Origin of the sequence: Candidatus Nitrosotenuis uzonensis (assembly GCF_000723185.1) — an archaeon.
GTDB classification, from domain to species: Archaea; Thermoproteota; Nitrososphaeria; order Nitrososphaerales; family Nitrosopumilaceae; genus Nitrosotenuis; species Nitrosotenuis uzonensis.
Genome location: NZ_CBTY010000011.1, coordinates 1 through 22,810 on the forward strand (window position 1 = coordinate 1; position 22,810 = coordinate 22,810).

31 protein-coding genes are annotated in these 22,810 nt (G+C 41.1%); 18 read left to right on the forward strand and 13 right to left on the reverse strand.

Annotated features, from left to right (window positions below):
• Nucleotides 1-297 precede the first annotated feature (297 nt).
• On the reverse strand, nt 298-903 hold the full coding sequence (locus tag NITUZ_RS08255) for an IS5 family transposase (protein ID WP_048197141.1): 606 nt from the start codon (nt 901-903) through the stop codon (nt 298-300).
• Nucleotides 904-1,300: 397 nt separating this feature from the next.
• Between NITUZ_RS08255 and NITUZ_RS10050 the strand changes: the two genes are divergently transcribed.
• A complete protein-coding gene (locus NITUZ_RS10050; protein WP_155991537.1) occupies nt 1,301-1,441 on the forward strand; it encodes a hypothetical protein in 141 nt (46 codons plus the stop codon).
• A 6-nt stretch (nt 1,442-1,447) separates the two neighbouring features.
• Nucleotides 1,448-1,852, forward strand: a complete 405-nt coding sequence (locus NITUZ_RS10055; protein WP_155991541.1) for a hypothetical protein — start codon at nt 1,448-1,450, stop codon at nt 1,850-1,852.
• A 40-nt stretch (nt 1,853-1,892) separates the two neighbouring features.
• Here NITUZ_RS10055 and NITUZ_RS08265 read toward each other — a convergent pair whose 3' ends face one another.
• Complete coding sequence (locus NITUZ_RS08265; RefSeq protein WP_177309484.1) at nt 1,893-2,357, reverse strand: transposase; 465 nt, start codon at nt 2,355-2,357, stop codon at nt 1,893-1,895.
• A gap of 42 nt (nt 2,358-2,399) precedes the next feature.
• A complete protein-coding gene (locus NITUZ_RS08270; protein ID WP_177309485.1) occupies nt 2,400-2,738 on the reverse strand; it encodes an IS110 family transposase in 339 nt (112 codons plus the stop codon).
• A 24-nt stretch (nt 2,739-2,762) separates the two neighbouring features.
• On the opposite strand from NITUZ_RS08270, the gene NITUZ_RS08275 reads away from it, so the two are divergent.
• Together NITUZ_RS08275 and NITUZ_RS08280 are read left to right on the forward strand one after the other, a co-directional pair.
• Nucleotides 2,763-3,023, forward strand: a complete 261-nt coding sequence (locus tag NITUZ_RS08275; protein WP_081844925.1) for an IS110 family transposase — start codon at nt 2,763-2,765, stop codon at nt 3,021-3,023.
• Nucleotides 3,024-3,346: 323 nt separating this feature from the next.
• A complete protein-coding gene (locus NITUZ_RS08280; protein WP_048197146.1) occupies nt 3,347-4,240 on the forward strand; it encodes an NAD-dependent epimerase/dehydratase family protein in 894 nt (297 codons plus the stop codon).
• 9 nt (nt 4,241-4,249) lie between these two features.
• Here NITUZ_RS08280 and NITUZ_RS10060 read toward each other — a convergent pair whose 3' ends face one another.
• Nucleotides 4,250-4,549, reverse strand: coding sequence for a hypothetical protein (locus NITUZ_RS10060; RefSeq protein ID WP_177309486.1), 300 nt, complete (start codon nt 4,547-4,549; stop codon nt 4,250-4,252).
• 588 nt (nt 4,550-5,137) lie between these two features.
• On the opposite strand from NITUZ_RS10060, the gene NITUZ_RS08285 reads away from it, so the two are divergent.
• On the forward strand, nt 5,138-5,437 hold the full coding sequence (locus NITUZ_RS08285; protein WP_048197147.1) for a helix-turn-helix domain-containing protein: 300 nt from the start codon (nt 5,138-5,140) through the stop codon (nt 5,435-5,437).
• Nucleotides 5,392-5,994, forward strand: a complete 603-nt coding sequence (locus tag NITUZ_RS08290) for a DDE-type integrase/transposase/recombinase (protein ID WP_211198876.1) — start codon at nt 5,392-5,394, stop codon at nt 5,992-5,994. Before NITUZ_RS08285 ends, NITUZ_RS08290 begins: the two co-directional genes overlap by 46 nt.
• A 166-nt stretch (nt 5,995-6,160) precedes the next feature.
• Here the strand turns inward: NITUZ_RS08290 and NITUZ_RS08295 are convergent, their stop codons facing one another.
• From NITUZ_RS08295 to NITUZ_RS08305, 3 genes are read right to left on the reverse strand one after another with little or no spacing between them, the layout of a single operon-like run.
• Nucleotides 6,161-7,303, reverse strand: a complete 1,143-nt coding sequence (locus NITUZ_RS08295; RefSeq protein WP_177309487.1) for a glycosyltransferase family 4 protein — start codon at nt 7,301-7,303, stop codon at nt 6,161-6,163.
• Between the two features lie 19 nt (nt 7,304-7,322).
• Complete coding sequence (locus NITUZ_RS08300; RefSeq protein WP_177309488.1) at nt 7,323-8,300, reverse strand: NAD-dependent epimerase/dehydratase family protein; 978 nt, start codon at nt 8,298-8,300, stop codon at nt 7,323-7,325.
• On the reverse strand, nt 8,297-9,646 hold the full coding sequence (locus NITUZ_RS08305; protein ID WP_081844928.1) for a nucleotide sugar dehydrogenase: 1,350 nt from the start codon (nt 9,644-9,646) through the stop codon (nt 8,297-8,299). Before NITUZ_RS08305 ends, NITUZ_RS08300 begins: the two co-directional genes overlap by 4 nt.
• Before the next feature lie 108 nt (nt 9,647-9,754).
• Here NITUZ_RS08305 and NITUZ_RS08310 point away from each other — a divergent pair, with 108 nt between their 5' ends.
• Nucleotides 9,755-10,942: a prenyltransferase/squalene oxidase repeat-containing protein gene (locus NITUZ_RS08310; protein ID WP_155991547.1), complete on the forward strand. Its 1,188-nt coding sequence runs from the start codon at nt 9,755-9,757 to the stop codon at nt 10,940-10,942.
• Here the strand turns inward: NITUZ_RS08310 and wecB are convergent.
• The 3 genes from wecB to NITUZ_RS08325 are packed head-to-tail and all read right to left on the reverse strand — an operon-like array spanning nt 10,939 to nt 14,036.
• Nucleotides 10,939-12,027, reverse strand: coding sequence for a non-hydrolyzing UDP-N-acetylglucosamine 2-epimerase (gene wecB / locus NITUZ_RS08315; protein WP_048197152.1), 1,089 nt, complete (start codon nt 12,025-12,027; stop codon nt 10,939-10,941). The two genes, NITUZ_RS08310 and wecB, sit on opposite strands and share 4 nt — an antisense overlap.
• Nucleotides 12,024-13,076: a glycosyltransferase family 4 protein gene (locus NITUZ_RS08320; protein ID WP_048197153.1), complete on the reverse strand. Its 1,053-nt coding sequence runs from the start codon at nt 13,074-13,076 to the stop codon at nt 12,024-12,026. Before NITUZ_RS08320 ends, wecB begins: the two co-directional genes overlap by 4 nt.
• A gap of 39 nt (nt 13,077-13,115) precedes the next feature.
• Nucleotides 13,116-14,036 carry an NAD-dependent epimerase/dehydratase family protein gene (locus NITUZ_RS08325; protein ID WP_048197154.1) on the reverse strand — a complete coding sequence of 307 codons (921 nt, stop codon included), beginning with the start codon at nt 14,034-14,036 and terminating at the stop codon, nt 13,116-13,118.
• Between the two features lie 169 nt (nt 14,037-14,205).
• On the opposite strand from NITUZ_RS08325, the gene NITUZ_RS08330 reads away from it, so the two are divergent.
• Nucleotides 14,206-14,439 (forward strand): antitoxin VapB family protein, encoded by a 234-nt coding sequence (locus NITUZ_RS08330; RefSeq protein WP_048197155.1) that lies wholly within the window; start codon nt 14,206-14,208, stop codon nt 14,437-14,439.
• A gap of 6 nt (nt 14,440-14,445) precedes the next feature.
• The gene (locus NITUZ_RS08335) at nt 14,446-14,826 is read left to right on the forward strand and encodes a type II toxin-antitoxin system VapC family toxin (RefSeq protein WP_048197156.1); all 381 of its coding nucleotides are present in this window, start codon (nt 14,446-14,448) and stop codon (nt 14,824-14,826) included.
• Here the strand turns inward: NITUZ_RS08335 and tes are convergent, their stop codons facing one another.
• The gene (gene tes, locus NITUZ_RS08340) at nt 14,827-16,491 is read right to left on the reverse strand and encodes a tetraether lipid synthase Tes (RefSeq protein WP_177309489.1); all 1,665 of its coding nucleotides are present in this window, start codon (nt 16,489-16,491) and stop codon (nt 14,827-14,829) included.
• Nucleotides 16,492-16,607: 116 nt separating this feature from the next.
• On the opposite strand from tes, the gene NITUZ_RS08345 reads away from it, so the two are divergent.
• The 5 genes from NITUZ_RS08345 (at nt 16,608) to NITUZ_RS10205 (ending at nt 18,896) form a co-directional block, all read left to right on the forward strand.
• Nucleotides 16,608-17,378: a TrmB family transcriptional regulator gene (locus NITUZ_RS08345; protein WP_048197157.1), complete on the forward strand. Its 771-nt coding sequence runs from the start codon at nt 16,608-16,610 to the stop codon at nt 17,376-17,378.
• Nucleotides 17,378-17,824, forward strand: coding sequence for a metal-dependent transcriptional regulator (locus NITUZ_RS08350; protein WP_048197158.1), 447 nt, complete (start codon nt 17,378-17,380; stop codon nt 17,822-17,824). The genes NITUZ_RS08345 and NITUZ_RS08350 overlap by 1 nt, the downstream gene beginning before the upstream one ends.
• 123 nt (nt 17,825-17,947) lie before the next feature.
• Nucleotides 17,948-18,184 carry an AbrB/MazE/SpoVT family DNA-binding domain-containing protein gene (locus tag NITUZ_RS08355; RefSeq protein WP_239654867.1) on the forward strand — a complete coding sequence of 79 codons (237 nt, stop codon included), beginning with the start codon at nt 17,948-17,950 and terminating at the stop codon, nt 18,182-18,184.
• Nucleotides 18,175-18,627 (forward strand): type II toxin-antitoxin system VapC family toxin, encoded by a 453-nt coding sequence (locus tag NITUZ_RS08360; RefSeq protein ID WP_081844929.1) that lies wholly within the window; start codon nt 18,175-18,177, stop codon nt 18,625-18,627. The genes NITUZ_RS08355 and NITUZ_RS08360 overlap by 10 nt, the downstream gene beginning before the upstream one ends.
• A 104-nt stretch (nt 18,628-18,731) precedes the next feature.
• Nucleotides 18,732-18,896 carry a hypothetical protein gene (locus NITUZ_RS10205; RefSeq protein WP_177309490.1) on the forward strand — a complete coding sequence of 55 codons (165 nt, stop codon included), beginning with the start codon at nt 18,732-18,734 and terminating at the stop codon, nt 18,894-18,896.
• Here the strand turns inward: NITUZ_RS10205 and NITUZ_RS08365 are convergent, their stop codons facing one another.
• Nucleotides 18,897-19,316 (reverse strand): secondary thiamine-phosphate synthase enzyme YjbQ, encoded by a 420-nt coding sequence (locus tag NITUZ_RS08365; protein ID WP_048197160.1) that lies wholly within the window; start codon nt 19,314-19,316, stop codon nt 18,897-18,899.
• Between the two features lie 223 nt (nt 19,317-19,539).
• Between NITUZ_RS08365 and NITUZ_RS08370 the strand changes: the two genes are divergently transcribed.
• Both NITUZ_RS08370 and NITUZ_RS08375 read left to right on the forward strand, forming a co-directional pair.
• On the forward strand, nt 19,540-19,947 hold the full coding sequence (locus tag NITUZ_RS08370; RefSeq protein WP_048197161.1) for a hypothetical protein: 408 nt from the start codon (nt 19,540-19,542) through the stop codon (nt 19,945-19,947).
• Between the two features lie 25 nt (nt 19,948-19,972).
• Nucleotides 19,973-21,025: a pelota family protein gene (locus NITUZ_RS08375; RefSeq protein WP_048197162.1), complete on the forward strand. Its 1,053-nt coding sequence runs from the start codon at nt 19,973-19,975 to the stop codon at nt 21,023-21,025.
• Here the strand turns inward: NITUZ_RS08375 and cutA are convergent.
• Nucleotides 21,022-21,333 carry a divalent-cation tolerance protein CutA gene (cutA, locus tag NITUZ_RS08380; protein WP_048197373.1) on the reverse strand — a complete coding sequence of 104 codons (312 nt, stop codon included), beginning with the start codon at nt 21,331-21,333 and terminating at the stop codon, nt 21,022-21,024. The genes NITUZ_RS08375 and cutA overlap by 4 nt on opposite strands.
• 76 nt (nt 21,334-21,409) lie before the next feature.
• On the opposite strand from cutA, the gene NITUZ_RS09880 reads away from it, so the two are divergent.
• Together NITUZ_RS09880 and NITUZ_RS08385 are read left to right on the forward strand one after the other, a co-directional pair.
• Nucleotides 21,410-21,565 (forward strand): antitoxin VapB family protein, encoded by a 156-nt coding sequence (locus NITUZ_RS09880; RefSeq protein ID WP_081844930.1) that lies wholly within the window; start codon nt 21,410-21,412, stop codon nt 21,563-21,565.
• Nucleotides 21,566-21,638: 73 nt separating this feature from the next.
• A complete protein-coding gene (locus NITUZ_RS08385) occupies nt 21,639-22,796 on the forward strand; it encodes a site-2 protease family protein (protein ID WP_048197375.1) in 1,158 nt (385 codons plus the stop codon).
• Nucleotides 22,797-22,810 lie beyond the last annotated feature (14 nt).

Consider the following 22,810-nt stretch of genomic DNA (forward strand, 5'->3'; position numbering starts at 1 on the left):
ATTAACTAATTTTTTTATTTTACTCGTAATCGGCTGCCTAGAAATCATCAGAATTTGACCGTTTTGTAGTCTACACAATACCAACAGATCGTATTTGTCGCACAAATCCCAATAATTCCATACTTGCCAGTAATTCCCCTACTATTCTATACCATCACAAACCAGTTGTATAATGATATTTTCAGCATCAATTCCTGTATCATGTTGCGCCTTTTCTTGGATCAAACCTCCTCTCCGAACATTCTCTTGATGCTGGAGAACAGCAATTCTACAATCCATCTGGAACCATAGCTTACGCTAGATGCCCATTTGGAATAATCTGACTTTGCCAGTACGGCAATCTTTGGTGCATAGCACCCCTTTACGTTTGGTATGGCATTTTTTGAGCCGAATCGCAGGCGTGATATTTTTCTCATCAAGATACGAGAATATCTCTTTTGAATCAAATGCACCGTCTCCTAGCAATTTTGTAATGGTGCCAAATCTTGCATATTCTCTTACTATTCCTTTGAGATGCTTTGAGTCATGGGAATGCTCATCTGTTATTTTTACGGCAAGGACCTGCTTTGTGGATACATCAACGCCTACATGTATCTTGAGGAATCCCTTTCTTTTCTTTTGCCATTTTTGTGTCAGCCAGTCACCCCTGTTTGTCAGTTTGATTCCGGTGGAATCTACTACCAACTCGATTTTGCCTGCAGGGCGCCTGTTCAGATGGATTTTGAGTTTGTTGATTCTTTTGTGGATGACTGTGTGGTCAGGCACTGTCGGTATTGTATGGTATGTCCTGATCAGACCCTCTGTCTGGCGATATGATACTCCGAAATAAACCCGGACATACCCAAGCATTTTCATAAGGGAATCAGGGTAGAGTAATTTTCTGCCCCTTTTGTTGCTGTTCATTACCGCAATTCTTTATTCCATGATTTGATGATGTATTTTGAGATGAGAATCTCACCTCTCCTGACTAGTTTCTCATTGTATTCATTCCAGTGATACATGTGACCGGTCAGGAGATCACTGATCCAAAGCTATTTTGGTGGAATCAATTAGATCGGTGTGTCAGGATTTTGTTGAATTGTGCGACAAAGCACAACAGATCAAGATCAGTGAGGGTATAATGACATCCCATGAAAAACAAATATCAGCGCATCATTGCAGTGATGCGCCAGATCCTAAGAAAGATGAGGGTTCCTCTTTATTTGAATCCAAGATCGAACCACATCTTTACTGTACATCAGCATATCCTCATGCTTGTACTAAGGCAGTACGAGTCAAAAAGCCACGAGTCATTTGTTGAATGGTTGAAAATATCTACTGGAATAAACACTTGCTTGGTCTGAATACAATTCCACATTATACCACACTGCAAAAGGCAGCTTCCAAGTTGAGCGACATTTTACTGCATGTGGCAATAGGCAGGTTCATCAGAATCATATAGCCTGGAATGATATTTGCAGGAGCAGACGCAACAGGATTTGAGGACAGGCACTGTACGCTATACTACACATGGAGGGCTCAGATTAGACGTTCATACACAAAACTGTCTGCCAGTTCTGATATGAAGACACAGCTGGTCTGCGCTGTTGTAATTCAACACCATCCGATATCTCACGACGTCAGACATTTTCCCCAGATGCTGGAATGGATGGTAACTGTTACGACGCCGTGGATATTTGTTCTGAACATGGGATATGATGCAGAATGGGTTCACCAGATGATACGACAGCATCATATACTGTCAATTATTCCCGTTAGGAAACGGGAAGATTGTCCTATTTATCGCATCCGTGGACGATACAGAAAACAGATGAGACGTAGTTTTGATTGCATCACATACCCATCTATGTAAAAGTCTGTCTGTGTCAGCCATACTGTCTTCTCTTTACTGCCTATCTTACTGCGCTCTGCATCCTCTTAAGTTTTGCATCATAGAGATTCTGCTTTCTCTCGTTGTATAGCGTCCTGTTTGTAAGCATGTGCCATATGATGATAATCATCTTATTTGCAACATGTGTAATTGCAATACTGTGTCTATATCTTCTTACTACTCTTTGATAGAATTGTTTCATCCTCTCATCAGTCCTTGCCGATGTTTGTGCTGCTTGGGTTAGTATCCAGTTTACCTTTTTGTTTCCCTGCTTCATTCTTCCCATGTATAGCGAGCTTCCTGACTGGTGTACTGATGGGCACAAACCTGCCCATGAAACCAGTCTTGACGGTGTATCAAATCTGTGTATGTCACCAATCTCGGATGCAATCACCATTGCAGAAAAGTAATCAATGCCGGTCATGCTCATCAAAATCCTGACTGATTCGTTTTGTGCTGCCTGGCAAGCTATTCTTTGTCCGATCATACTGATTTCTGAATTGAGTAATTCCATCAGCCTTGTATGCTGCTACAATGTCAGATGGTCGCTTCCTGCAAGTTTCAGATTTGTTAAATGCTGCATTCCGCTCACACCAAATATGTTGTCATGCTCAAATTTGATATCGCATTTGTCAAGAAGAGAATGTATCCTGTTCTTGATTCTGGTCCTATCACGTACAAGATCCGTCCTCGCTCTCAACAGCGTCCTACTCTCTCGGACATCGTGGGGAGCAATGTAGCATTCTGCCACAAGATCTGCTCTTAGCAGATGTGCAAGTGTTCTTGCATCAAGTGTGTCTGTCTTTATTCTTGCTTCTGCAATTGCCTTTGTCTTCATTGGATTGGCAAGTTTGATCCTTACAGCCAACCACATTGAAATGGAGGTGACAAAATGAAGCATATAGCAATTGACATCGGAAAAAGGAAATGCGTAGTATGCATTATGGATTATGATGGTACAATACTTGAAGAAACAACATACCCAAACACGCTTGCAGATGCAGAGTCGTTTGCATGTACCATGGTGAAAAAGTACGGCACGTGCATAGCTGTATGCGAATCAACTGGCAACCTTTGGCTCAAGACGTATGATGCATTTGAGAAGAACGGAATTAACATGCATCCATCTATTAGAGCTCGAAGCTCACTTTGATAGCAGCTCGGATTTGCCCCATTCAGAGAAAAGATCTCTTTGGATCATGGTGTTAAAGTGGTCAGCTAACCACAGACAATTAGTGTAGGACTTTTACATATCTTCAGAGAAGCAAGTGTGAGACTGGGTTTTCCTAATGAAGAGGAGATTTGGCTCCGAGGTCTTGTCATACAATGATGTCATGAAGGAAAAAGAATTACTGTACCGCGTATTGGCTTACAACTGTCATATAATGTGTATGATTTCGTGTTTATTGTGGATGTTTTCTAGGCAGCCTCGTAATCAAGAAACATTTTTTTATCATGCCAAATCAAGTTTCATAATTGAGAATTGCTATTCTAGGTTCCCAAGGATTTGTTGGTAAAAACATGGTTGATTATTTAGATGAAAAATTTGATGTAATATCTTCTGATACTTATATTTCGGGAACAGGAAAAAACTATGTAAAGGCAGATGCACGAAAATTCGATGAAGTAAAACGACTACTAAAAGATGTTGATATTGTCATCGATCTAATAGCTCATAATTTGGTATCTTCTTTTAACGATGTAATAGAAAATGCTAACATCAATATAATTGGATTATTAAATATTTTAGAATCCTGTAGAATTAATAATGTAAAAAAAATCCTTTTTCCTTCTGCGTCTTCAATGATTGGTACAGCTGTCAAGAATCCTGTACCTGAAACTCATGATGCCTTTCCTACAACTCCATATGGGGTTACAAAATTAGCTTCTGAACACTATCTACGAATTTACAAGGAGTTATACGGACTGAATTTTGTAATTTTTAGGTTTTTTAACATTTATGGACCACATCAGCTAAATGGTCTTATACCAAATATAATATCAAGGATTTTGAAGAATCAGCCAGTTACCATTTTCGGAGACGGAATGCAAACAAGAGATTTTGTTTATGTAAAAGACGTCGTTTCTTTTTTTGAAGATTCTATCAAATCAAGTAGGGCTGATAATAAGATATTAAACATGGGAACTGGTAAGCCAACAGCAATAATTGACGTAGTAAAAATAATTTATGAATTACTTAAACAAAATCCGTCGATTGAAAAAAAACCTCAAAGAGCAGGAGAAATATCGAACTTTGTTGCTGATACTACCTTGTTAGAACAAACCTTTGGGAAAAAACCTCCTACATCGGTAAAATTCGGTTTAGCAGAAACTGTGGATTGGTACAAAAAATATTCTGACTTTAAATGAATGTTGAAATTACAATGCCCTGTAGTCATTATACAAAATTTTTTCCCTAGTAAAGCCAAGTCCATGCCAATTATGACCTGAGAGTAGATGTTTTACCGCCCTGTACAAAGGCGACTTGTAAACTGGGAGTGAGCGAAAAACAAAATATCGCACAGACGATGTATGGGAGAATTCCTCTACATCAGACATTGATGTTGATGCAAGAAATGTGTGTGGGGTTCTCAAAATCCAAGGCATGAATGTTTGGATACAAGTTGACATGGCCTGCAGGACAGGAAAGATTGCAGTACCGCTGAGTGTATGCATCATAACAACCAACGTATACGATCCCCAGAGGTAGGTTATCTTGGTAGGACCACTTGGCTGATACTATACATAAACAGCCGATTCCATCTATGGCTACCCCTAAAAATTGTGTGTGTAACATGATTCTCTGTGACATTCCACATATTCTTTCATGCCTCAATCTCCTCGGGGTATCTCGTACCTCATGGTAAGAATCTGCCTTATTTCATAATTGCTTGCACGAACAGCTGCAACCGGCTTTCTCATCTAGGAATCGTTGCGGTTTGCAATCTGAACAAAATAGTTCACATCAAGGAACCTTCTTGATGGAAAGTATCCTCCAGATCATGACGAATGTTACTCCAGTCCTGCATTAATGCTCTCAATAGTACTAGTTGTGATGTGCTTCTTTGCATATTGGATTCCCTATACTACAACTGGTGAGGGAAAGACAAAACCGCAGGTGTATCAATCATATGCTAGGAAACTGGTTGTAGAGTGCCAGAGATAATGTCTGCTTAACGTGCCAGGGTTATTGTCCGCTTTATCACGCCTTGTAATTACCCCAAGGCATGATAAAATCAACATTTGAAACCAGGCTGGAGGGCTGTCATGCATTATGTTGGAGGAAACAAAACCGCCGAGGAGATAGCGACGATGTGTGGTGTATCTGACAGAACGCTGAGACGGTGGACTCGTGACTATGACATCAAAGGACCGCAAGCATTACATCCGCAAAAACCCGGTCCAAAACAAGGCATTGGCTCCATATCTGAGAATCTTGAACAAAAGATAGTAAGCCTCAAGCAAAGACATCCGTCCTGGGGCGCAAGACGAATCAAGTACCAGTATGATCTTCCCTGCCATTGGAGGACAGTACACCGCATCATCAAAGGCATCAGATGCTTGTAAGAACCAAGACAAAACCGCAACCATCAAAATGCTTCCAGAGAAGAAATGTGGATTCGATGTGGCAGGGCGACACGTTTCAGTTCCGCATCTCAGGCACGGGAAAGATGTATGTGACAGGGTTCACTGACGACCGCTCGCGATACCGCATAATATCCAAGGCATACCTGAGCAAAAGCAAGAAGGAATCAATCAACGCGTTATATCATGCGCTGAAAAAAGGAAGGGTTCCAAGTCAGATCTATTTGGACAATGGAAGGCAGTTCACCGCAAAAGAGTTCAGGGAGGAGATTGCCAAAAACAACATCAGGCTAGTCTACGGAAGGCCGTACCATCCGCGCGGCAGAGGCAAGATAGAAAGGTACCACAGCATTCTCTGGCAGGAACTGGTATCACAGGTAAGGTTCTCATCACTGTCACACTTTAGGGCTGAGCTCAGAAAGTTTGACAGGAGATACAATCACTGGAGCAAGAACCACACGCTTGGATGGAAGACACCAGCATCCATATACAATGACAGAAAATATTTCAACAAAAAGAGGCAGAAGATATTGATTTAGATAGGACAATATCCCTGTCAACAAAAGCGGACAATAATTGTGTCACTCTACATGTAATCATATCCATACTTGGAAAAAAAATTAGAATCATTGGTGGGAACTCAAAGATTCTAGATTCGTTCCTCATCCTTAAAACAACTCTTGTAATAAAAGCAAGAAAGAGAAACTAGATTTCAAGTATTTGCTTTAGTTTTTTTGCAAGGATCTTCCAATCAAACTCACGTTGCACGTATTCTTGAAAATTACGACCCATTTCTCTTGTTTTACTAGGATTGTTCAGTAATTTGATTATGTAGGATGCGTACTCTTCTACATTTCCTGATTCTGCCAAGAGTCCAAATTCTCCATGTTTTATTATATTGGCTGTCTCAGAAATTCTTGTCGCAACAACCGCCTTACCGCACCCCCCATATTCAAGAAGTTTTATGGGGTGAGCAGCTGCATAATAGGGTTCATTTGGAAAGGAGTCTATACACACATCTGCTGCCGTCAGATATGGCGGTATTTTGTCCCGTTGTATTCTACCAAGAAAGATAAAACAGTCAGATATGCCTTTTTCATGAATTTTTTTCTCCCATACTGACTTCGATTTTAATGGATCCCTGTGATCTCCTATTATTAGATATTTAACATTTGGAAATTTTGCTTTTACAAGCGGTGCAGAATCAATAACCATATTGAGATCCTGTAACGCACCGGAATAAACGATTAATTGTTCAGCTCCAAGATCGTAACGAATCTTATTAATGGTGTGCAGATGTTTATCAGGATCAAAAACTACAAGATCTACTCCATTAGGTATCTGAAATATTTTTTCTTTAGGTATTCCGCGTTTAAGAAGATCATCCATTAAGTATTTGGTAATCACAATGATTTTGTCAGCTTCCTTGAATGATTTATTAACAATCAATTGTGGTTTAATCATCGAATACATGTCTGCAAGATCCAAAATGAATTTGATTTTGTGTCTTGCTTTAATTTTCATTGCAGGGCCTGAGCTGCCGGTTCCTGGCATGTATGAATAGACATGGCTTATTCCATGTTCTTCAATTAATTCAGAAGCAATTTTGGATATTAGTGGATAACAGGATAAGTACCGAATATGTCTTGAAATTCTTTTATTCCCAAGAAAGCGTAATGGTGAGTGTATTTGTATAACATTCACCCCATCTTCTTGAGTTCTTTTAATTCTGGGAGATGCATATTCTGGTCTCACTATAAGAACAAAAACATCTACTCCTTCGTCGCGTAAATTGTTCATCAGTGAAAATACTCTAACATAATCTCCCCATTTTTGGGTGAGATCCACGTTGCAAATAACTAGGAGTTTAATCATAATGCTGTTTTTGAAACCATTCGTATGTCATCTTCAATCCATCTTGAATTGATGTTGTTGGTCTGTACCCAAGAATCTTGTTTGCTTTTCTGATATCCATTCTGCGTCTTTTAATATGATCAAAGCTTCTCATTGGTTTGAAAACAATTTTTGACTTGCTATCAGTGATCCGCATAATCAGTTTTGCTATTGACAATATAGAAGTCTCCTTACCTGTACCAAGATTGAATGTTTCATTTTTTGCCTTCGGCTCAGTAATAGCTAGAAGTATTCCTTGTACTGTGTCACCTACAAATGTAAAATCTCGTGTCTCCCTTCCAGTACCCGTGATTGTAAGATGTTTGTTATGCATCGCAGACATAAAGAAGTTTGGAATTACGTTACGAAATTTTCCTGGTGGATCAAACGGACCGTAAGAGTTTGACAGTCGCACTATTGTATAATCAATTCCACAGGTCTTCTTTATTGCACTACAATAGTACTCTGCCGCTAGCTTGCTTACAGCATATGGTGTCGAAGGATTTGGTCGTAGTGTTTCTGTAAAGACGTTCTCTTTTTGCGGTCCGTAAAGGGATGAAGAAGAACTATACAAAAATCTTGTTGTTTTTTGTTTTGCGGCGTGCAAAAGCAGCTGTAGAGTTCCTTGTATGTTTACCCTCAAATCCTCAATCGGGTTCAAAACGGACATCTCATTTGCAAAGCGCGCAGCAAGGTGGAAGATGTAATCGTATCTGGTAGCGAATGTTTTGTTGAGGGTTTTCTCGTCAGCAATATCACCACGTATAATCTTGATATTTTTATCTAGAGGCAGATTTCCTTTTTTACTCTGTGAAAAGTCATCCAATACCACAATGTTACAGGATAGCTCAAGTAGACGCCTTACGAGATTGCATCCCACTGCGCCGTTCCCACCAGTTACCAATACCGTGGAACCGCGGATAGAGCTTAGATTACTGCGCTTTTGACTCACTTTCTCAACCCCGGATAGCCAATTGCAAGATATGTAAGCGATATTGAACGTGCCAGATTGCCATCAAACATTCTTCTGGTGTCTACCACTACAGGAGTAGAAAGCTTGCTCTTGATTGAATCAAGATCTGCGTTCCTGAAAGTATTATGATCTGTGATAATCACCAGAGCATCACTTCCTTCTACAGCACCCCACATGTCGGACACTTTTGTACCCCCGAAGCTTTCCTGCGTATAAGGATCAAATACAATCACATGTGAGCCTTGTCGAATCAGCTCTGAGATTACCATCTTAGCTGGGCTGAACCTAGTGTCGCTGACATTTGCCTTATACGCAACTCCCCATATTCCTATTTTTGAATCAGATAGTGATTTTCCGTGAAATGATAATCCGGACGCAATCAGATCAACCACACGTCTTGGCATAGAATCATTGACGTTTCTGGCATGTTGTATAATCTTGGATTCGATTGTATTGCCTCCATGTGGATTCAATAATAGATATGGATCTTTTGGAAGACATGGTCCACCAACTCCCGGTCCTGCACTGTGAAGGTTTACTCTAGGATGCGAATTACATACTGTCTGTAACTCCTTAAAGTCAATTCCATATATTTCACAGATCAAGCTCACCTCGTTTGCAAGTGCCACGTTTACGTCTCGATATGTATTTTCTACCAGTTTTGATATCTCTGCGATCCTTACATCCGTAGTTATTACTTGTCCGCTAATCATCTTTTTGTACAAGGATTGTGCTAAATGACCAGAAGCAATATCATGGAATCCTATCACTCTTGGGGTTGTGCGTATTTCTCTTGTGGCGCTTCCAGGAGCAAGTCTTTCCGGCACAAATGCTGCCCATACATTATCCCCCAACATGTTTTTCTTTTGTAGATGTGGAAGTATCATGTCCTCAAATGTGCCTGGCGGAATGGAGCTTTCAATTATTACCAATTTTCCTTCAAGGAAACTGTTTGCAAGAATTTGCATTATGTCTTCAAGATACGACATGTCAGGTCTTACATGCTCTGTAAGTGGCGTTGGAACGCAGACAATAATCACGTCACATTCCCTGATTAGCTCTTCTGTCCTCTCTACTGTATGAAATTTATTGTTCTGAAGACATTTATGTAAAAGATCTGCTAGCCCTTCTTCCTCAAATGGTATTGCACCTTTAGCTAAGCCATCTAGGAGATTCTTGTTTACATCGTTTCCAGTTACGCTAAATCCCGCATCTGCAAAACTTAGTGCTGTCGGAAGACCCACTTGACCAAGACCTATTATACCTAGTTTTGCCCTCTTACTCTCAATCAGTTCGAGAAGGTAACGATATTTTTCTGACATCATTTTTGTTTGGAATTTCCCAACCTAATATATTATAGGTATGAAGGGCTTACAGCTATGATAGATATTAAGAACACATTAGAAAAATGCATTAGATTTCTGCAGAGTTCATTGTGTATTGACGATTCAAAAACCAGAGCACGTGGAGGATTTTTTGGATTCCAGAATACAGTCAAGCCGCTAAGAAAGACTGATGAGCCATTCATTTTTTATGAGATAACAGGATATGGAATCAATCTTTTGTTGAAGTTAAATCAATGGTATGGAGAACCACATTTTTTGAATCTGGCGCATGATGCAGCTGATTGCATCATAAAGGCCCAAATTGATTATAACGAGCCAAATATAGGAGGAGCAATCTACGACAGATACTATCCTGCCCAAGACAAGTACTTTCCGACATTTCACGCCTATCCAAACGCAGTATGTGCAGGCGCGTTGTGTGAGCTATACAAACATACCAAAAACCCTCGCCTTAAGGAAAGTGCTGTTCACATCAAAGATTGGTTATTTCGCAATAGTGTAAAAAAAGGAAATTCATGCATTGGTTTTAACGAATTCTACAGTGCCGGTAAACCATCTCAGAAGCTGTTTCCGTATGAGTCCATCTGTATCCCATTCATACTCTTAAAATTCCAAGACGAGTTTGAGCTCACCCCTACGCAAAAAGATGAGCTTTTTGAGTCGATTAGATGGGCTATAAGCTCACAAACTGATGAAGGTTTTTTTCCATTCTTTTATCATTTGCAAAAACAAAAGTATAACACTACTGCATATTCACACTTTACAATCTATCCACTTTACAATCTCATGGGCTATCCGCTTGCAGAATTGGAGGATATTGGAGTGAATACCAGTTTTGATACTTACAAAAAATGTGCGCAGTGGATGTTAAGGGTTCAGGATTCTAACGGTGGCTTCTACACTTATTATCATGGGAATAAGCGTGTCTGGCACCAACAGTCACCCGCAGCTGGACAGGCATTGTGCGCATTTACGCTCATGTACGAAAAAACTGACGACCGCAGATATCTTGAAGCAGCAAGGAATGCTGGACAATGGCTTGCTCAAAATCAGATAAACGAAGGTAACTTTTCAGGCGGTTTTTACTGGATATATCCAAACAAAAAATTTAGTAGTATACAAAAAAACATAATGTATGCAAAAGAGCGTATCAAAAGTAGGATAATCGAATATGAACAAATTGACGATGTCACTGTATTGCTCGATAAGGTACCCATCTGGCCAGTCCAATTTGCCATAGAGGGATTGTATAGACTAGACAGGATTGAATCCTAACCAAGACGATCTTTCAGAATATTTAGAATTCTTTCTGATGCATTACCAGACCCGTACGGACTTGACCTTACTACTATCTTTGGGTTATCTACAGTTCTCTTTATAGCTCTCAGTATACTTTGTGTGTCAACACCTACGAGTTCTGAATGCCCTGTTTCTAATCCCTCGGGCCTATCCGTTGTCTTTCTTGTGATTAGTACTTTTTTCCTAATCTTAGGTGAAGTTGCTTCCTCCTGTATACCCCCAGAGTCAGTTACAATAAAATCACATTTTTTCAAAAGATAAAGCATGTCAAAATAGCCTATTGCGGAAATTAATGAGACTGTCTTTGAACTCTTTATTTTCTCAAGCATACCGAACTGTCGTAATCTTTGCACAGTTCTTGGATGCGCAGGAAGAATAACTCTCAATGGTGAGTCCATGAGCGCCTTCATTATTGAATAAAGCGTTGTTTTGTCATCTACGTTCTCCCCTCGATGCAGGGTTGCCAGAATGAATTTGCCATTGAGAACGTTAAGTTTATTCTTCTTTTGTGCGTTTGCAATGTTTTGCTCTACCGCATCAATTGAAGTGTTTCCAGTTACATAGGCTTTTCCGTGTACTTTCTCATCAAGTAGAGTCTTTTTTGCTTTGATGGTGGGAGCAAATAACCATTCTGAGATATGATCAACTGCAATTCTGTTATGCTCTTCTGGCATTCTCCAATCATAGCTACGTAATCCTGCCTCCACGTGACTCACAGGGATATTACATTTTATGCTAGTTATAGCGGCTGCAAGAACAGTGTTAGTATCACCTTGGACTAGCACTGTGTCAGGATTAATTTCAGATAGGATTTTTGCAAGCTTTAGTATTATTTCACCAGTTTGTGTTGCTCTATCAGTGTTTGTATTTTGGAGTTTTGTGAGCTTCATTTTGTATTCTGGCTCTCTCATACCCAATTCCTCGATGAATCGTAAACTCATGTCAAAATCATAATGTTGTCCAGTATAGATGACCACACTTTCATTTTTCTTTGTTTTGTTGATGATGGGAGCCATCTTGATGATCTCAGGTCTTGTTCCCAACACAAAAGCTAGTTTCATAATTGTCGATCAGATCTTTGATATTTTGATTGGTCTAGGACAGATTCATAGATATCTAGGTAAAGTTTTCCAACGTGGCTCCAGTCATATTTTTCAACTTCAGATTTTGCATTATTTATAATACTAATTGTATTTTTTTTATCAGATAGTAATTCTGTTATTTTGCGGACAAATTCTTCATAGTTATGAGGATCAAACAAAAATCCAGTAATGCCATTCTTGATTACTTCACCATTACCGCCTACGTTTGAGGCTACCACTGCAGTGCCGCATGCCATGGCCTCTAGGATTGTCGTGCTAATTCCTTCTGCCAATGACGGTTGAATCAGAATATCTGATCCCCGTATCAATGAAATTGTCTTTTCTTTTGACTTATACCCGAGAAAGTGTACGTTGTTCTGTATTTCAGCAAGATCGCGCATCTTTGCCTCCTCTGGACCCGAACCCAATACAATCAAGTGTATGTCTGTAGGTAACATTCTAGCAATTTTTACTAATGTATCTATACCTTTTTCCTTTGAGAGGCGTCCAGCAAAAATGATCTGTTTTTCATAAAGTCTATCCACATTTTGTGGGAGTGATTTTACATCAATTGCGTTAGGCACTTGTTTGATATTAGTTACCATCTTTGAGTAAAAGTCGAATGCTTCCTTTGATATTACGGTCACTATATCGGCCCACCCAAGTGCATCCCTCTCATATTTTTCCGAGATTGTACCTGTGGTTTTACCATGAATCTCATCAATCTGTCTTGAAAATACTCCGTGAAGTGTAAGGACTTTCTTTCCATATATGTTCTTCATAGCAAGTGCAGCAGGGACGTTATGAGCGTGCACTATATCATATTTTTTTTTGAATTTTGTTTTCAAATATGATGATAACATAAAGCTTGGATTACGCAATCCCTTAATAGGAATGGTAAACGTGTTCTCTGACGATATTATATCTACATCATAGTTCATGCTTTTTAGATATTTTGCAAGACCTGAAACATGCTGTGCGATTCCTCCAATTCCTGTTTGTGTTGGCGAAATTATGAGAATCCTCACAAGATCAAATCAAGTAGCATATCTTTTAAGGTATTAGATTCATTTAGTTTCTAGCATCAAAACGCCGCTATCAAATACATGTTTTAGCCATTCTTCCAAGCTGGTTTGTGGTTTCCAGTTCAATTTTTTTATCAAGGCAATATCTGCCTGACTTTGCATTACATCACCTTCTAGTGCGTCATCGTATGTGGGTTTTATATCAAGCCCAGACATACGAATCATCATATCAGCCAGATCCTTTATTGATATGGCTGTGCCAGATCCCACGTTAAAAGTTCCTTGACTATCACTTAGCATAGCTAAAAGGTTTGCTCTTACCACATCATCTACAGATACAAAATCTCTGATCTGGTTGCCATCTCCATGTATAATTGGAGGTTTTTTGTTAGCAAGATTTTCCAAAAATTTTGATATTACGCCTGCATAGGCTTTGTTCTGGCCTTGTCCAAATACGTTAAAGTATCTTAGAACTGTTATTCTAACTCCAAGCTTGGCATATTTTTCACAAAGCTTTTCGCATTCTAGCTTGGTTTGACCATAGGGATTGAGCGGGTTTTTTTGTGCATCCTCTGATATTGGTATCTTGGATGCATTACCATATACGCTTGCACTACTGGCAAAAACCACCTTGAACCCAAATTCTTTTGCAAGTTTTAGTATGTTTTCAGTTCCAAGAACGTTAACTTTGTAATACAGTTCTTTGTTTGCAAAAGATTCTTGAACGTCAGTTAACCCTGCTTGGTGGAATATTCCATCAACATCTTTCACAATTTCTTTTAACTTTTCATAGTCGAGTATGTCGGTTTTGTAAAATTCTATCTTGTTAATTATTGGCAAAAGGTTTTTTAGATTTCCAGAGCATAGATTGTCGATCACGCCCACCCTGTGCCCTTTGTCAACAAGCAGTTTTACCAGATGATTTCCGATAAAACCTGCACCGCCCGTAACTATGAAATTCATAAAAATCTGTTAGAATGCAGGTCTTTAAGTTTTAAAATTATGACTGCTCAGATAGAATTTGCAGATTAAGAGTAATAAGCAAAATCTACATTACATCTGGTACTAGGTGGAATGTCTGAATTTTGCATTTGTTCCAAATTTAAATACGTGTACGTGTATTGTATATTATATGCCTACAAGGTCACTTACAATAAAAGAAGAGGCGTACCAAGCCCTCAAAACCAAGAAGAAAAAGGGCGAGTCATTTACCGATGTCATACTACGGCTAGCTGAGAACACAGGCAGTGCGCGTAAATTGCTTGAAATGATGGACGAGTTGCATTCCCCTAATCTTGCAGATGATATTGAGGTAGCAAGCAAAAAGTTTCGTAAAAATTTCAAGACCCGCAACGTAAAGCTGTGAGCATTATTGGTTTGTCTTGATACGGATTTTTTGGTTGCGTATTTGAGAGGAGATCCTGCTGCCAAGTCCAAGCTAGAAGACCTTTATCACAGACAAGAACCGATACACACGACGACAATAAACGCCTATGAGGTCTACAAAGGAGCTTATAGAGCAAACCGTGCAAGTGAGCTTGCAAAAGTTGAAAAATTACTTGATGCACTCATAATTCTGGTATTTGATAGAAACTCAGCAAAGTCGGCCGGAAACCTTGAGAACAAGTCAAGTCCCATCGGAGAATCAGACCTTCTTATTGCAAGTATCGCCGTTTCAAACAAGCAGATACTAGTTACACGTAACAAAAAGCATTTTGAAAAGATTTCAGGATTAAAAATCGAAAGCTGGTAGCTACATTACAGCCTGTGAAGCCTGGTGGAACATCTGGCTTTTTGCGCAGCCGGCTGCAAGCTCATCGCCTGCTCCTCTTCTCATCAGTCCTCGGTACAGACCGTCTTCTAGTTTGACGCCCTCTCTTTGTTCCCATTCCTCGACCGTGATGGAGTATTTCTTTTGGATTCTGTCACGGTACCATTCCGGAATGACGTTGAATGCGCAAAACGGAATGATTCTCAAGTCTGGTGTCAGATAGTGTATGTCGCATCTTTGCAGCCTCTCAAGGTCCTCGTTATACTTGTCCTGGAAGTGCATCATGCCCAAGAACAGGCCCTTTACGTGCCAAGAGCCGACAGCATCAAAGGATCTCTTCATCAGAATGTTGCCGAACATCTTTGCCAAATCAAGGCCCGCTGGCTGCTTTTTCTTATCAACAAAGCTTGAAAGCTTTCTTACCACCTCTAGCATGGTAAAGTACTTGTTCTTGCCTGAGCGTATCTCTTCAGCTTTATCCTCGAATAATTCAAGCATTCCCTGTATGTCGCAGAACTTGGTCAGCGGGACGAACTTTTTGGTCTCTGCGTCCTCGAATACGTACGTTCCTGCACCACACGCAAAGTGAATTGACAGCTCGTATTTTGGCTTGCTGGAAAATGCCTCAATTACATTTGTGAGTGGCATGCAGCTTGGCACTGGGAACCAGTCATCTACTGTTACTTCTCCGCCAGTCTGCTCCTCAATTCTCTGGATACAATCAGGTATGGTGATTCTGTACTTTTCACGCTCTGCCTTGCCCATCCTTCCGGTAAGCGATACCGGCTGGAAGTTAACTGCATGTACTACATCCATGTTCTTTTGCGCGTATCTGATGATGCCGCCAAGTTCATGGTCGTTGATTGACTTGATTACTGTAGGAACGAAAACTACGGTAGTGCCAGTCTTTCTGCAAGAGTCAAGCGCATAAGGAATCTCCCAGTGGTTCTTGGGGTTTGTCCTTGCAGTGACACCGTCAAATGACAGGTACAAATTGTTGCATCCTGCAAGCCTTACCTCGCGCGCTGCCTCTGGGTCCATGGCATGTCTGATGCCGTTTGTGTTCATCTGGACATGATCAACGCCCTCTTGCTTCATTATCTTGATAACATCTGTGATATCGTCTCGTAGCATCGGCTCGCCTCCGGTAATCTGGATAGAGTTGCCAGGAATCGGCCTTTCTGCCTTGAGCGTCTTCATCATGGCTCTTACCTGGTCAAGTTCCGGCTCGTACATGTACGCGCCCTCAAGACCCTTCTTTACGTAAAAGAAGCAGTACCAGCATGTAAGATCGCATCTGTTGGTAACTATCATGTTTGCAAGGCCGCTGTGTGATAAATGGTTTGAGCACAGGCCGCAGTTGTTAGGACAGGAGCATTTTTCTATCATCACGTTTGGTGCGTGGGCGCCTTTTCCGTCTGCCCAGTACGTGCTGAATTTCTTGTACATATCGTATGATCCAAAGTACAGCTCTTCGCACTCGCCGTGGGTGGGGCATGTCTTGCTCATAAAGACGCGTCCGTCCCTCTCAAATACCTCTGCATCAAGTATCATGTTGCAGTCAGGGCAGATGCTCTGGGTAAATCGTATGGTTGATTTCTTGCCAAGAATTTTAGTCGAATTTCTTGAAAGCTGAATTAGCGACATTGCTAAACTGGAATCTTCCGATATGCTATATAACGTATTTCACACTGTACCCCGTTGGATTTGGTAGCTTGACGCCTGAGCAATTTAAATAGACAGAAAATCCGATTAGATCGGGCATGAGCATATCCGATAACACCCGCAAGTCCCTTGAGAGAATCGGCCTTACCAGCTATGAGATAAGGACGTACTCGTCGCTTCTGAAAGCAGGCGAGCTTACAGCATCTGATCTAAGCCAGAAATCAGGCGTGCCATATTCCAAGATATATGAGGTATTGGGCTCCCTTGAGGAGAAGGGTTGGATAGGCTCGGACGACTCAAGGCCCACAAAATATTTTGCAAAATCCCCTGCTACCGCGCTTGAGGCAACAAAGCAAAAGGCCGCAGCCGACTTTAAGGAAAACGAGAATGTCATACTACGAGAGCTGGTTCCACTCTACGAGAAGAGCGGCGTTAGTGAAAGGCCGGACATCTGGGTATTATCAGGAATAATGAACATTGCCTCCAAGATTCTTGAGATGGTCGAGAACTGCAGAAACGAGGTTTTAATAGCAATACCAAAAGCAAATGAGACCATAGTAAAGCAGGCCTTACCCAAGCTGAGGCAGCTGCACGATAAGGGCGTTACAATCACCATACTAATGTCAGACCAGATGGACAAAGACTCACTCAAGGCAATATCACGCGTGGCAAGCGTGAAGGTAAAAAAAGGCCTCTTTGGAGGCGGCATAATATCAGACAAGCGATATGTGGTCATATTGCTAGGCCCGATAAGCTCAGAGTCTTCTGAGGCAGAGTCAGTTGCCATTTGGGCCGACCATGCAGGACTTGCCGGCTTTGCAAAGGAATACTTTGAATATTTGTTAAAGGATGCAAAGGGTGTCGAATAATGGATAATTTTGGGGACGAGGTGTTATTTGTCGGGACTGCGGAAGCAGAGCACGTGGAGATGTACCTAAAGGCAATCTGGCACATCAAGGAAAAGAACGAGCCCGTAAAGATAAGCACAATTGCAAAAATGCTCAATGTAAGGCAGCCAAGCGTTGTTCAGATGCTAAAAAAGCTCAACGAGCAAAATTTGGTAAACTATTCCAAGGCCGGAGTATCCCTTACTGAGGCAGGAGAGAAGGTCGGCGCAAGCATGATGCGAAACAGCAGACTGCTTGAAGTTCTTATGGATTCTGCGCTAAAGGTGGAAATAGACGAAGAGATGGTCTGCGGAATCGAACACCACATGAATAGACAGTTTACCGATGCACTGTGTACAATGCTGCAGCATCCAAGAAAGTGCCCACACGGACATGCAATTCCGCGCGGCACGTGCTGCACCAATTAAAGTTGTTCATACAACAACAAATAACATATCCGTCAGAATCCACATTGTTTCAAATTGCAATATTTACGGACAGGAATCTTGTAATGTTTATTAGTAATGCATTCCTTACTATTAGGTAAGGAAATGTCAGAGATTAGTGTAGGTTCCATTACTACCAAGGGCCAAATAACGATTCCAAAGGAGATCAGGGAAAGATTGGAGTTAAAGGAAGGCGATAAGATAATTTTCATTATTGAGGCTGGACGGGCAACGATAAAAAAAGCACCAGTCGAAAAGCTTTCCCAGATATTACGCAGACATAAACCGTGGAAGACGCAGAGTGTGAAATTCCAAAAAAGAATACGTAGAGAATGGCAATAACATTACTTATCGACACAAACATCATACTGAACGCTAAAAATAGTAGCGAGTTACATTCAGCATATTCTTCACAATTGTTGGATATGATTGAAGACGGTTTGATGCATGGGATAATATCTACTGTTTCGATCGCAGAATTATGTACAGGGTATTATTCTCAAGGAGACGTGAAGGGCAAAGAAGAGTTTTTAGCTCATTTAATTTCTAATAAAAACTTTGAAATAATAGATCTCAGCACAAAGATAGCTGATACAGCAGCAAAGATACGTTCTGAGACTGGCCTTAGATTACCGGATGCCATAATAATTGCTACAGGATTAACGAGGGATACACAGTATTTTGTAACAAATGATAAGGCATTAGATAAAGCAAGCCGCTATCTGCAAGTCATATCGGCAAAAGATCTACTGGACAAAATAAACCGCAGAAAACAGAAGAGATAGTCGGATTTAGAAGCACGTCATGCTAGATGTGAATTCGTTGTCAATCTATGAGATTATTTGTATTTTATCCCTAAGATTATATCGCAGTATTCGCCATCTATATCATGGCATGTTTTTGCGGATGCACCACATACGTCAAGGATCCTAACGGTTTCAAGGTAGGATGCATCAAGTGCAACCACGGCCCGCAAAATCACGACGAGGAATTCAGGGAAGCCTCAAGAAAGAACGAGGGCCTCTCGCAAAAGCGCGATGTCGATTTCGGCTAATCATTCCCCGATTACTTTGACAAGAACTCTTTTTGGCCTCATGCCGTCAAACTCGCCGTAAAAGATCTGCTCCCAAGGACCAAAGTCAAGCTCACCATCAGTTATTGCAACTACAACCTCGCGTCCCATTATCTGCCTCTTTAGGTGCGCATCCGCGTTGTCCTCGCCGGTGTTATTATGCTCGTACTGGTCTATGGGCTCGTGCGGCGCCAGCTTCTCAAGCCACCTTGCATAGTCTTTGTGCAGACCCAACTCGTTGTCGTTGATAAAGACACTTGCCGAGATGTGCATCGCGTTTACAAGACACAGTCCTTCCTTTATTCCGCTTTTTTTGACAACCTGCCTTACCTGCAGCGTCAGGTTCACAAATGCTACTCGCGTCTTTGTGTTAAATGTCAGGTATTCTGTTATGGACTTCATGATTTTGAAAATCCATGTTTGTAAAATAAACATTGAGCATCAGATGCAAAATCCAGTCCAATCTATAGGTAGGCTCAGAACTCAAGATCTATCTCATCATATCAAAGGGATAGTGTCATCAACGCCTATTCTCCAATTGATATTAAGGGATTTTTAACATTACCAGCTGTACGTTTGAAAACTCCCCTAAGCTTGATAAAAGGTAGAACCATATCAGAAGGAAATGGTTGCAATAGACGTTCCAGCCTCACTTGAAAGCTTTAGGCGATTTATAATTGCCAGTACGTGTAGCTCTTACATACCGCGCAGCTATATCGACGATGCAGAGGTCTTTCCAGAGCGCGAAGAGTCGCTTGGCTCAATATATGTAGAGGCAGCTGACAAGGTAACGCTAAAAAAAATCAGAGATATTACTTTTGTCAACGCAAGGGACGTTCTTGGAATAATTTACAACTCAAAGAGCGGCAACACCACCCTAAAGTGGAGACAGCTGCGAAGGCGTGGCGGCAAGGTCACAGGAGAGGCATCACCAAACTCGCTTGTAAATCTGGCAGAGGGCGGCGTCATCACTCCAGAATGGGTTGACAGCTATCTGAAAAAGAAGAGCCTTGAGAATGCCAATTCTGCATAAATATCAGAATGCATTCTGATTTTCGATGATCATAAAGAACGTAGACGAGTTTACAATTTCATTTTTGATAGAGGAAACTGACGATCTTCTCACCTTACGTCGAGTCATAAAAAATGGCGACAGAGTTACTGCAGATACCACCAGAGTGATAAAGCAGGAAAAAGATTTTGCGCGACCGGATAGGGGCGAGCGCATCAAGATAAGAATCGCATTAGAGGTGGAAAAGATAGCACTTGACTCTGTCTTTGATCGGCTGCGCATTGCAGGCATCATAGTTGAGTCATCAAGCGAAGAGGTCTCAAAAGGAGTACACCATTCCCTTTTGTTAAAGATAGGAGACTCGCTAAATGTTACAAAGAAAAAATGGCTCCCACTTGATATGAGACTGATAAAAAAAAGAGACGAGGGTGCAGGATTTGTCCTTGTGGCAATCGACAAGGGAGACTGCGGCATAGGCAAGCTAAAGGGCACTCATCTGCAGATTATTCAGAATCTGTATTCTGGCTCCAGCGGCAAACGCTACAAGTCAAGCTTTAACATAGAACCGTTCTTTGATGTCGTGCTTGGCGCCCTGCAGACAGTTCTAAAAGAAAATGACGCCATCATAGTTTTCGGTCCAGGCGAGACAAAAAAACAATTTGTCAATCACATCCAAAAGAGCCCACTTGCCAAAAAGCATAGAATTGAAACTGTAGAGGGAATCGACTCGGGTGGCGAGGACGGAATCTACACTTTCATCAAATCCAAGTCCATGCAACAAATTCTTGGCCAGACCAAGCTTGGAAAAGTCGCTGCCATACTTGAGGACATAATGATAAAGGCTCACCACAAAAGCAAAAAGTTCACCATGGGCTTTGAGGAGACAAAAAAGGCAAACCAGTTTGGTGCAATAGAATCACTTGTATTTTCCGAGAAGATAATCCAAACTCATGACGAATCCCAGATAATTGAGTTTCTCAACGAGGTGGAGTCAAAGGGCGTCACTGTATATGCGCTAGATTCCACCACGGATATAGGAATGCAGGTATCAGGCCTTGGCGGCATGGTCTCGCTTTTGAGGTTCCCGGTTGAATCCTAAAGTGTAGAGCTCCCAAGCCAAGCAAGATATGGCTTGTTAATATCTATCACATTAATTTCGGCAATCTCGGGTACCTTGTAGGGATGCGTGTTTTTTATCTCCTTTTTCAACCTTGCCTTGTTTTTTTGACTAGTCTTGAATATTGCTAGAAACTCATCGGTGTTCTCTATCTTTCCTTGCCATGAATAGATTGATGAGATCTTTGTCACATTAACACAAGCTGCAATCTTTTCCTTTACCATTTTGTTTGCCACCCTGGTGACTGATTTTTTGTCAGGGTATGTCGAGATGATGACAGCAGGTTTCATCATACTTGTAAAAATATGCCTGTGTTTGTTCTTTTTGGTGTTTTAATTTTAAATGCTGTACATGCATTATATAACAATGGGTACAACAACGATTTCGCTAAGTGATGAGGCATACAAAATCCTCAAAGCGCAGAAAATGGAAGGAGAGTCGTTTTCCGATTTGATACTGCGCAAATTCGGCAAAGGTGATTTGTTCCCACACTCTGATCAATTCCTCGCTTCATTTTTATAAATGACCATAAATACGAAACATAATTAATTTGGATTTAGATTTTCTGGCACAGAATTCTATAATTTACGTGCTGATTGCATGGGTAGTAATACTGGGTGTAGCAAAGGCACTCAAGCTGGAAAAGCACGGATTTGACATAAAGCCGTACAGCCTCACATACAAGAATGCTCAGGTGCAAACTGCACTCACAAAGATGCTTGGCCGCACAAGGCGCGGCATCCGAGTCTTTGCCGATGTGAGCGTGGTTGCTGGATTTATCATGATGGGGTTTGCGTTCTGGTTCCTAATTGATAACATTGCAAAATTCTTTGACAGGCCTGCCGAGTTCTCGGAGCTTACCGTGCTGATTCCTGGCGTTACGCTGACATCGGCATCATCTATTTTGTATTTTCTGTTATCGATTCCAATAGTGCTTGTAATACACGAGGGGGCTCACGGAATAGTTGCAACGCTTGAAAAAATAAGAATCAAGACAGGTGGATTTGCCATCTTTATTGCAATGTTTGCTGGTTTTGTGGAACCAGACGATGAAGAATTCAACAAGGCAAAAAAAATATCAAAGCTCCGAGTGATTGGCGCAGGTGCCACATCAAATGTCATATTTGCGCTAGCTCTTGGTGCCTTACTGCTTACAAACCCGTTCTTTGCCATCATAGTACCTGATCCGATAAGAGGTGCATTCTACGAGATACCACAAGGAGTTACCGTCCTTTCCATAATGCCAGACAGCGGGGCGGAAAAGGCAGGACTTGCTGCAAACGATATCATCACGTCAATTAACGGCGTGCCCATAGTAACCCCGTTTGATTTTACAAAGGTAAAGCTTGCCCCTGGCGATATTGCATCTGTGACTGCACTGAGGGATGGAACCTCAATGAACTTCCAGATAGAAGTGATGCCCTCACCTGATGATCCAACCAAGGGTTTAATTGGAATAATCAGAGACAACTCACTTTCATACAAGCCGATTTACAATTTTATCGAGTGGAACAGTCCTGAGCTTTCCATGTTCTTGTTATGGTTATGGATGATCTCATTTTTTATTGGAATTATCAACATGCTCCCGCTACCCATACTGGACGGGGGCAAATTCATCCACAGTATAATTGACAAAAAGCTCTCAGATGCCACTGTAAACAAGACCATGTGGGCAATCTACGCGTTTACCTTCCTTTTGTTTGGCCTCAATATTGCATTATCATATATGAAATCAGGCTGGTTCACAATCTAACATAGATAATAAAT

Bases quoted from the DNA above. Each gene is read 5' to 3' on its own strand.
- NITUZ_RS10055 (WP_155991541.1), top strand. From the start codon at position 1,448: ATGATATTTGCAGGAGCAGACGCAACAGGATTTGAGGACAGGCACTGT.
- NITUZ_RS08330 (WP_048197155.1), top strand. From the start codon at position 14,206: ATGCCTACAAGGTCACTTACAATAAAAGAAGAGGCGTACCAAGCCCTC.
- tes (WP_177309489.1), bottom strand. From the start codon at position 16,491: ATGTCGCTAATTCAGCTTTCAAGAAATTCGACTAAAATTCTTGGCAAG.
- NITUZ_RS08350 (WP_048197158.1), top strand. From the start codon at position 17,378: ATGGATAATTTTGGGGACGAGGTGTTATTTGTCGGGACTGCGGAAGCA.
- NITUZ_RS08355 (WP_239654867.1), top strand. From the start codon at position 17,948: ATGTCAGAGATTAGTGTAGGTTCCATTACTACCAAGGGCCAAATAACG.
- NITUZ_RS08375 (WP_048197162.1), top strand. From the start codon at position 19,973: ATGATCATAAAGAACGTAGACGAGTTTACAATTTCATTTTTGATAGAG.
- NITUZ_RS08255 (WP_048197141.1), bottom strand. From the start codon at position 903: ATGAACAGCAACAAAAGGGGCAGAAAATTACTCTACCCTGATTCCCTT.
- NITUZ_RS08285 (WP_048197147.1), top strand. From the start codon at position 5,138: ATGCATTATGTTGGAGGAAACAAAACCGCCGAGGAGATAGCGACGATG.
- NITUZ_RS08370 (WP_048197161.1), top strand. From the start codon at position 19,540: ATGGTTGCAATAGACGTTCCAGCCTCACTTGAAAGCTTTAGGCGATTT.
- NITUZ_RS08305 (WP_081844928.1), bottom strand. From the start codon at position 9,646: ATGATGTCAGAAAAATATCGTTACCTTCTCGAACTGATTGAGAGTAAG.
- NITUZ_RS10060 (WP_177309486.1), bottom strand. From the start codon at position 4,549: ATGATGCATACACTCAGCGGTACTGCAATCTTTCCTGTCCTGCAGGCC.
- NITUZ_RS09880 (WP_081844930.1), top strand. From the start codon at position 21,410: ATGGGTACAACAACGATTTCGCTAAGTGATGAGGCATACAAAATCCTC.
- NITUZ_RS10050 (WP_155991537.1), top strand. From the start codon at position 1,301: ATGGTTGAAAATATCTACTGGAATAAACACTTGCTTGGTCTGAATACA.
- NITUZ_RS08345 (WP_048197157.1), top strand. From the start codon at position 16,608: ATGAGCATATCCGATAACACCCGCAAGTCCCTTGAGAGAATCGGCCTT.
- NITUZ_RS08265 (WP_177309484.1), bottom strand. From the start codon at position 2,357: ATGATCGGACAAAGAATAGCTTGCCAGGCAGCACAAAACGAATCAGTC.
- cutA (WP_048197373.1), bottom strand. From the start codon at position 21,333: ATGAAACCTGCTGTCATCATCTCGACATACCCTGACAAAAAATCAGTC.
- NITUZ_RS10205 (WP_177309490.1), top strand. From the start codon at position 18,732: ATGGCATGTTTTTGCGGATGCACCACATACGTCAAGGATCCTAACGGT.
- NITUZ_RS08360 (WP_081844929.1), top strand. From the start codon at position 18,175: ATGGCAATAACATTACTTATCGACACAAACATCATACTGAACGCTAAA.
- wecB (WP_048197152.1), bottom strand. From the start codon at position 12,027: ATGAAACTAGCTTTTGTGTTGGGAACAAGACCTGAGATCATCAAGATG.
- NITUZ_RS08325 (WP_048197154.1), bottom strand. From the start codon at position 14,036: ATGAATTTCATAGTTACGGGCGGTGCAGGTTTTATCGGAAATCATCTG.
- NITUZ_RS08365 (WP_048197160.1), bottom strand. From the start codon at position 19,316: ATGAAGTCCATAACAGAATACCTGACATTTAACACAAAGACGCGAGTA.
- NITUZ_RS08275 (WP_081844925.1), top strand. From the start codon at position 2,763: ATGAAGCATATAGCAATTGACATCGGAAAAAGGAAATGCGTAGTATGC.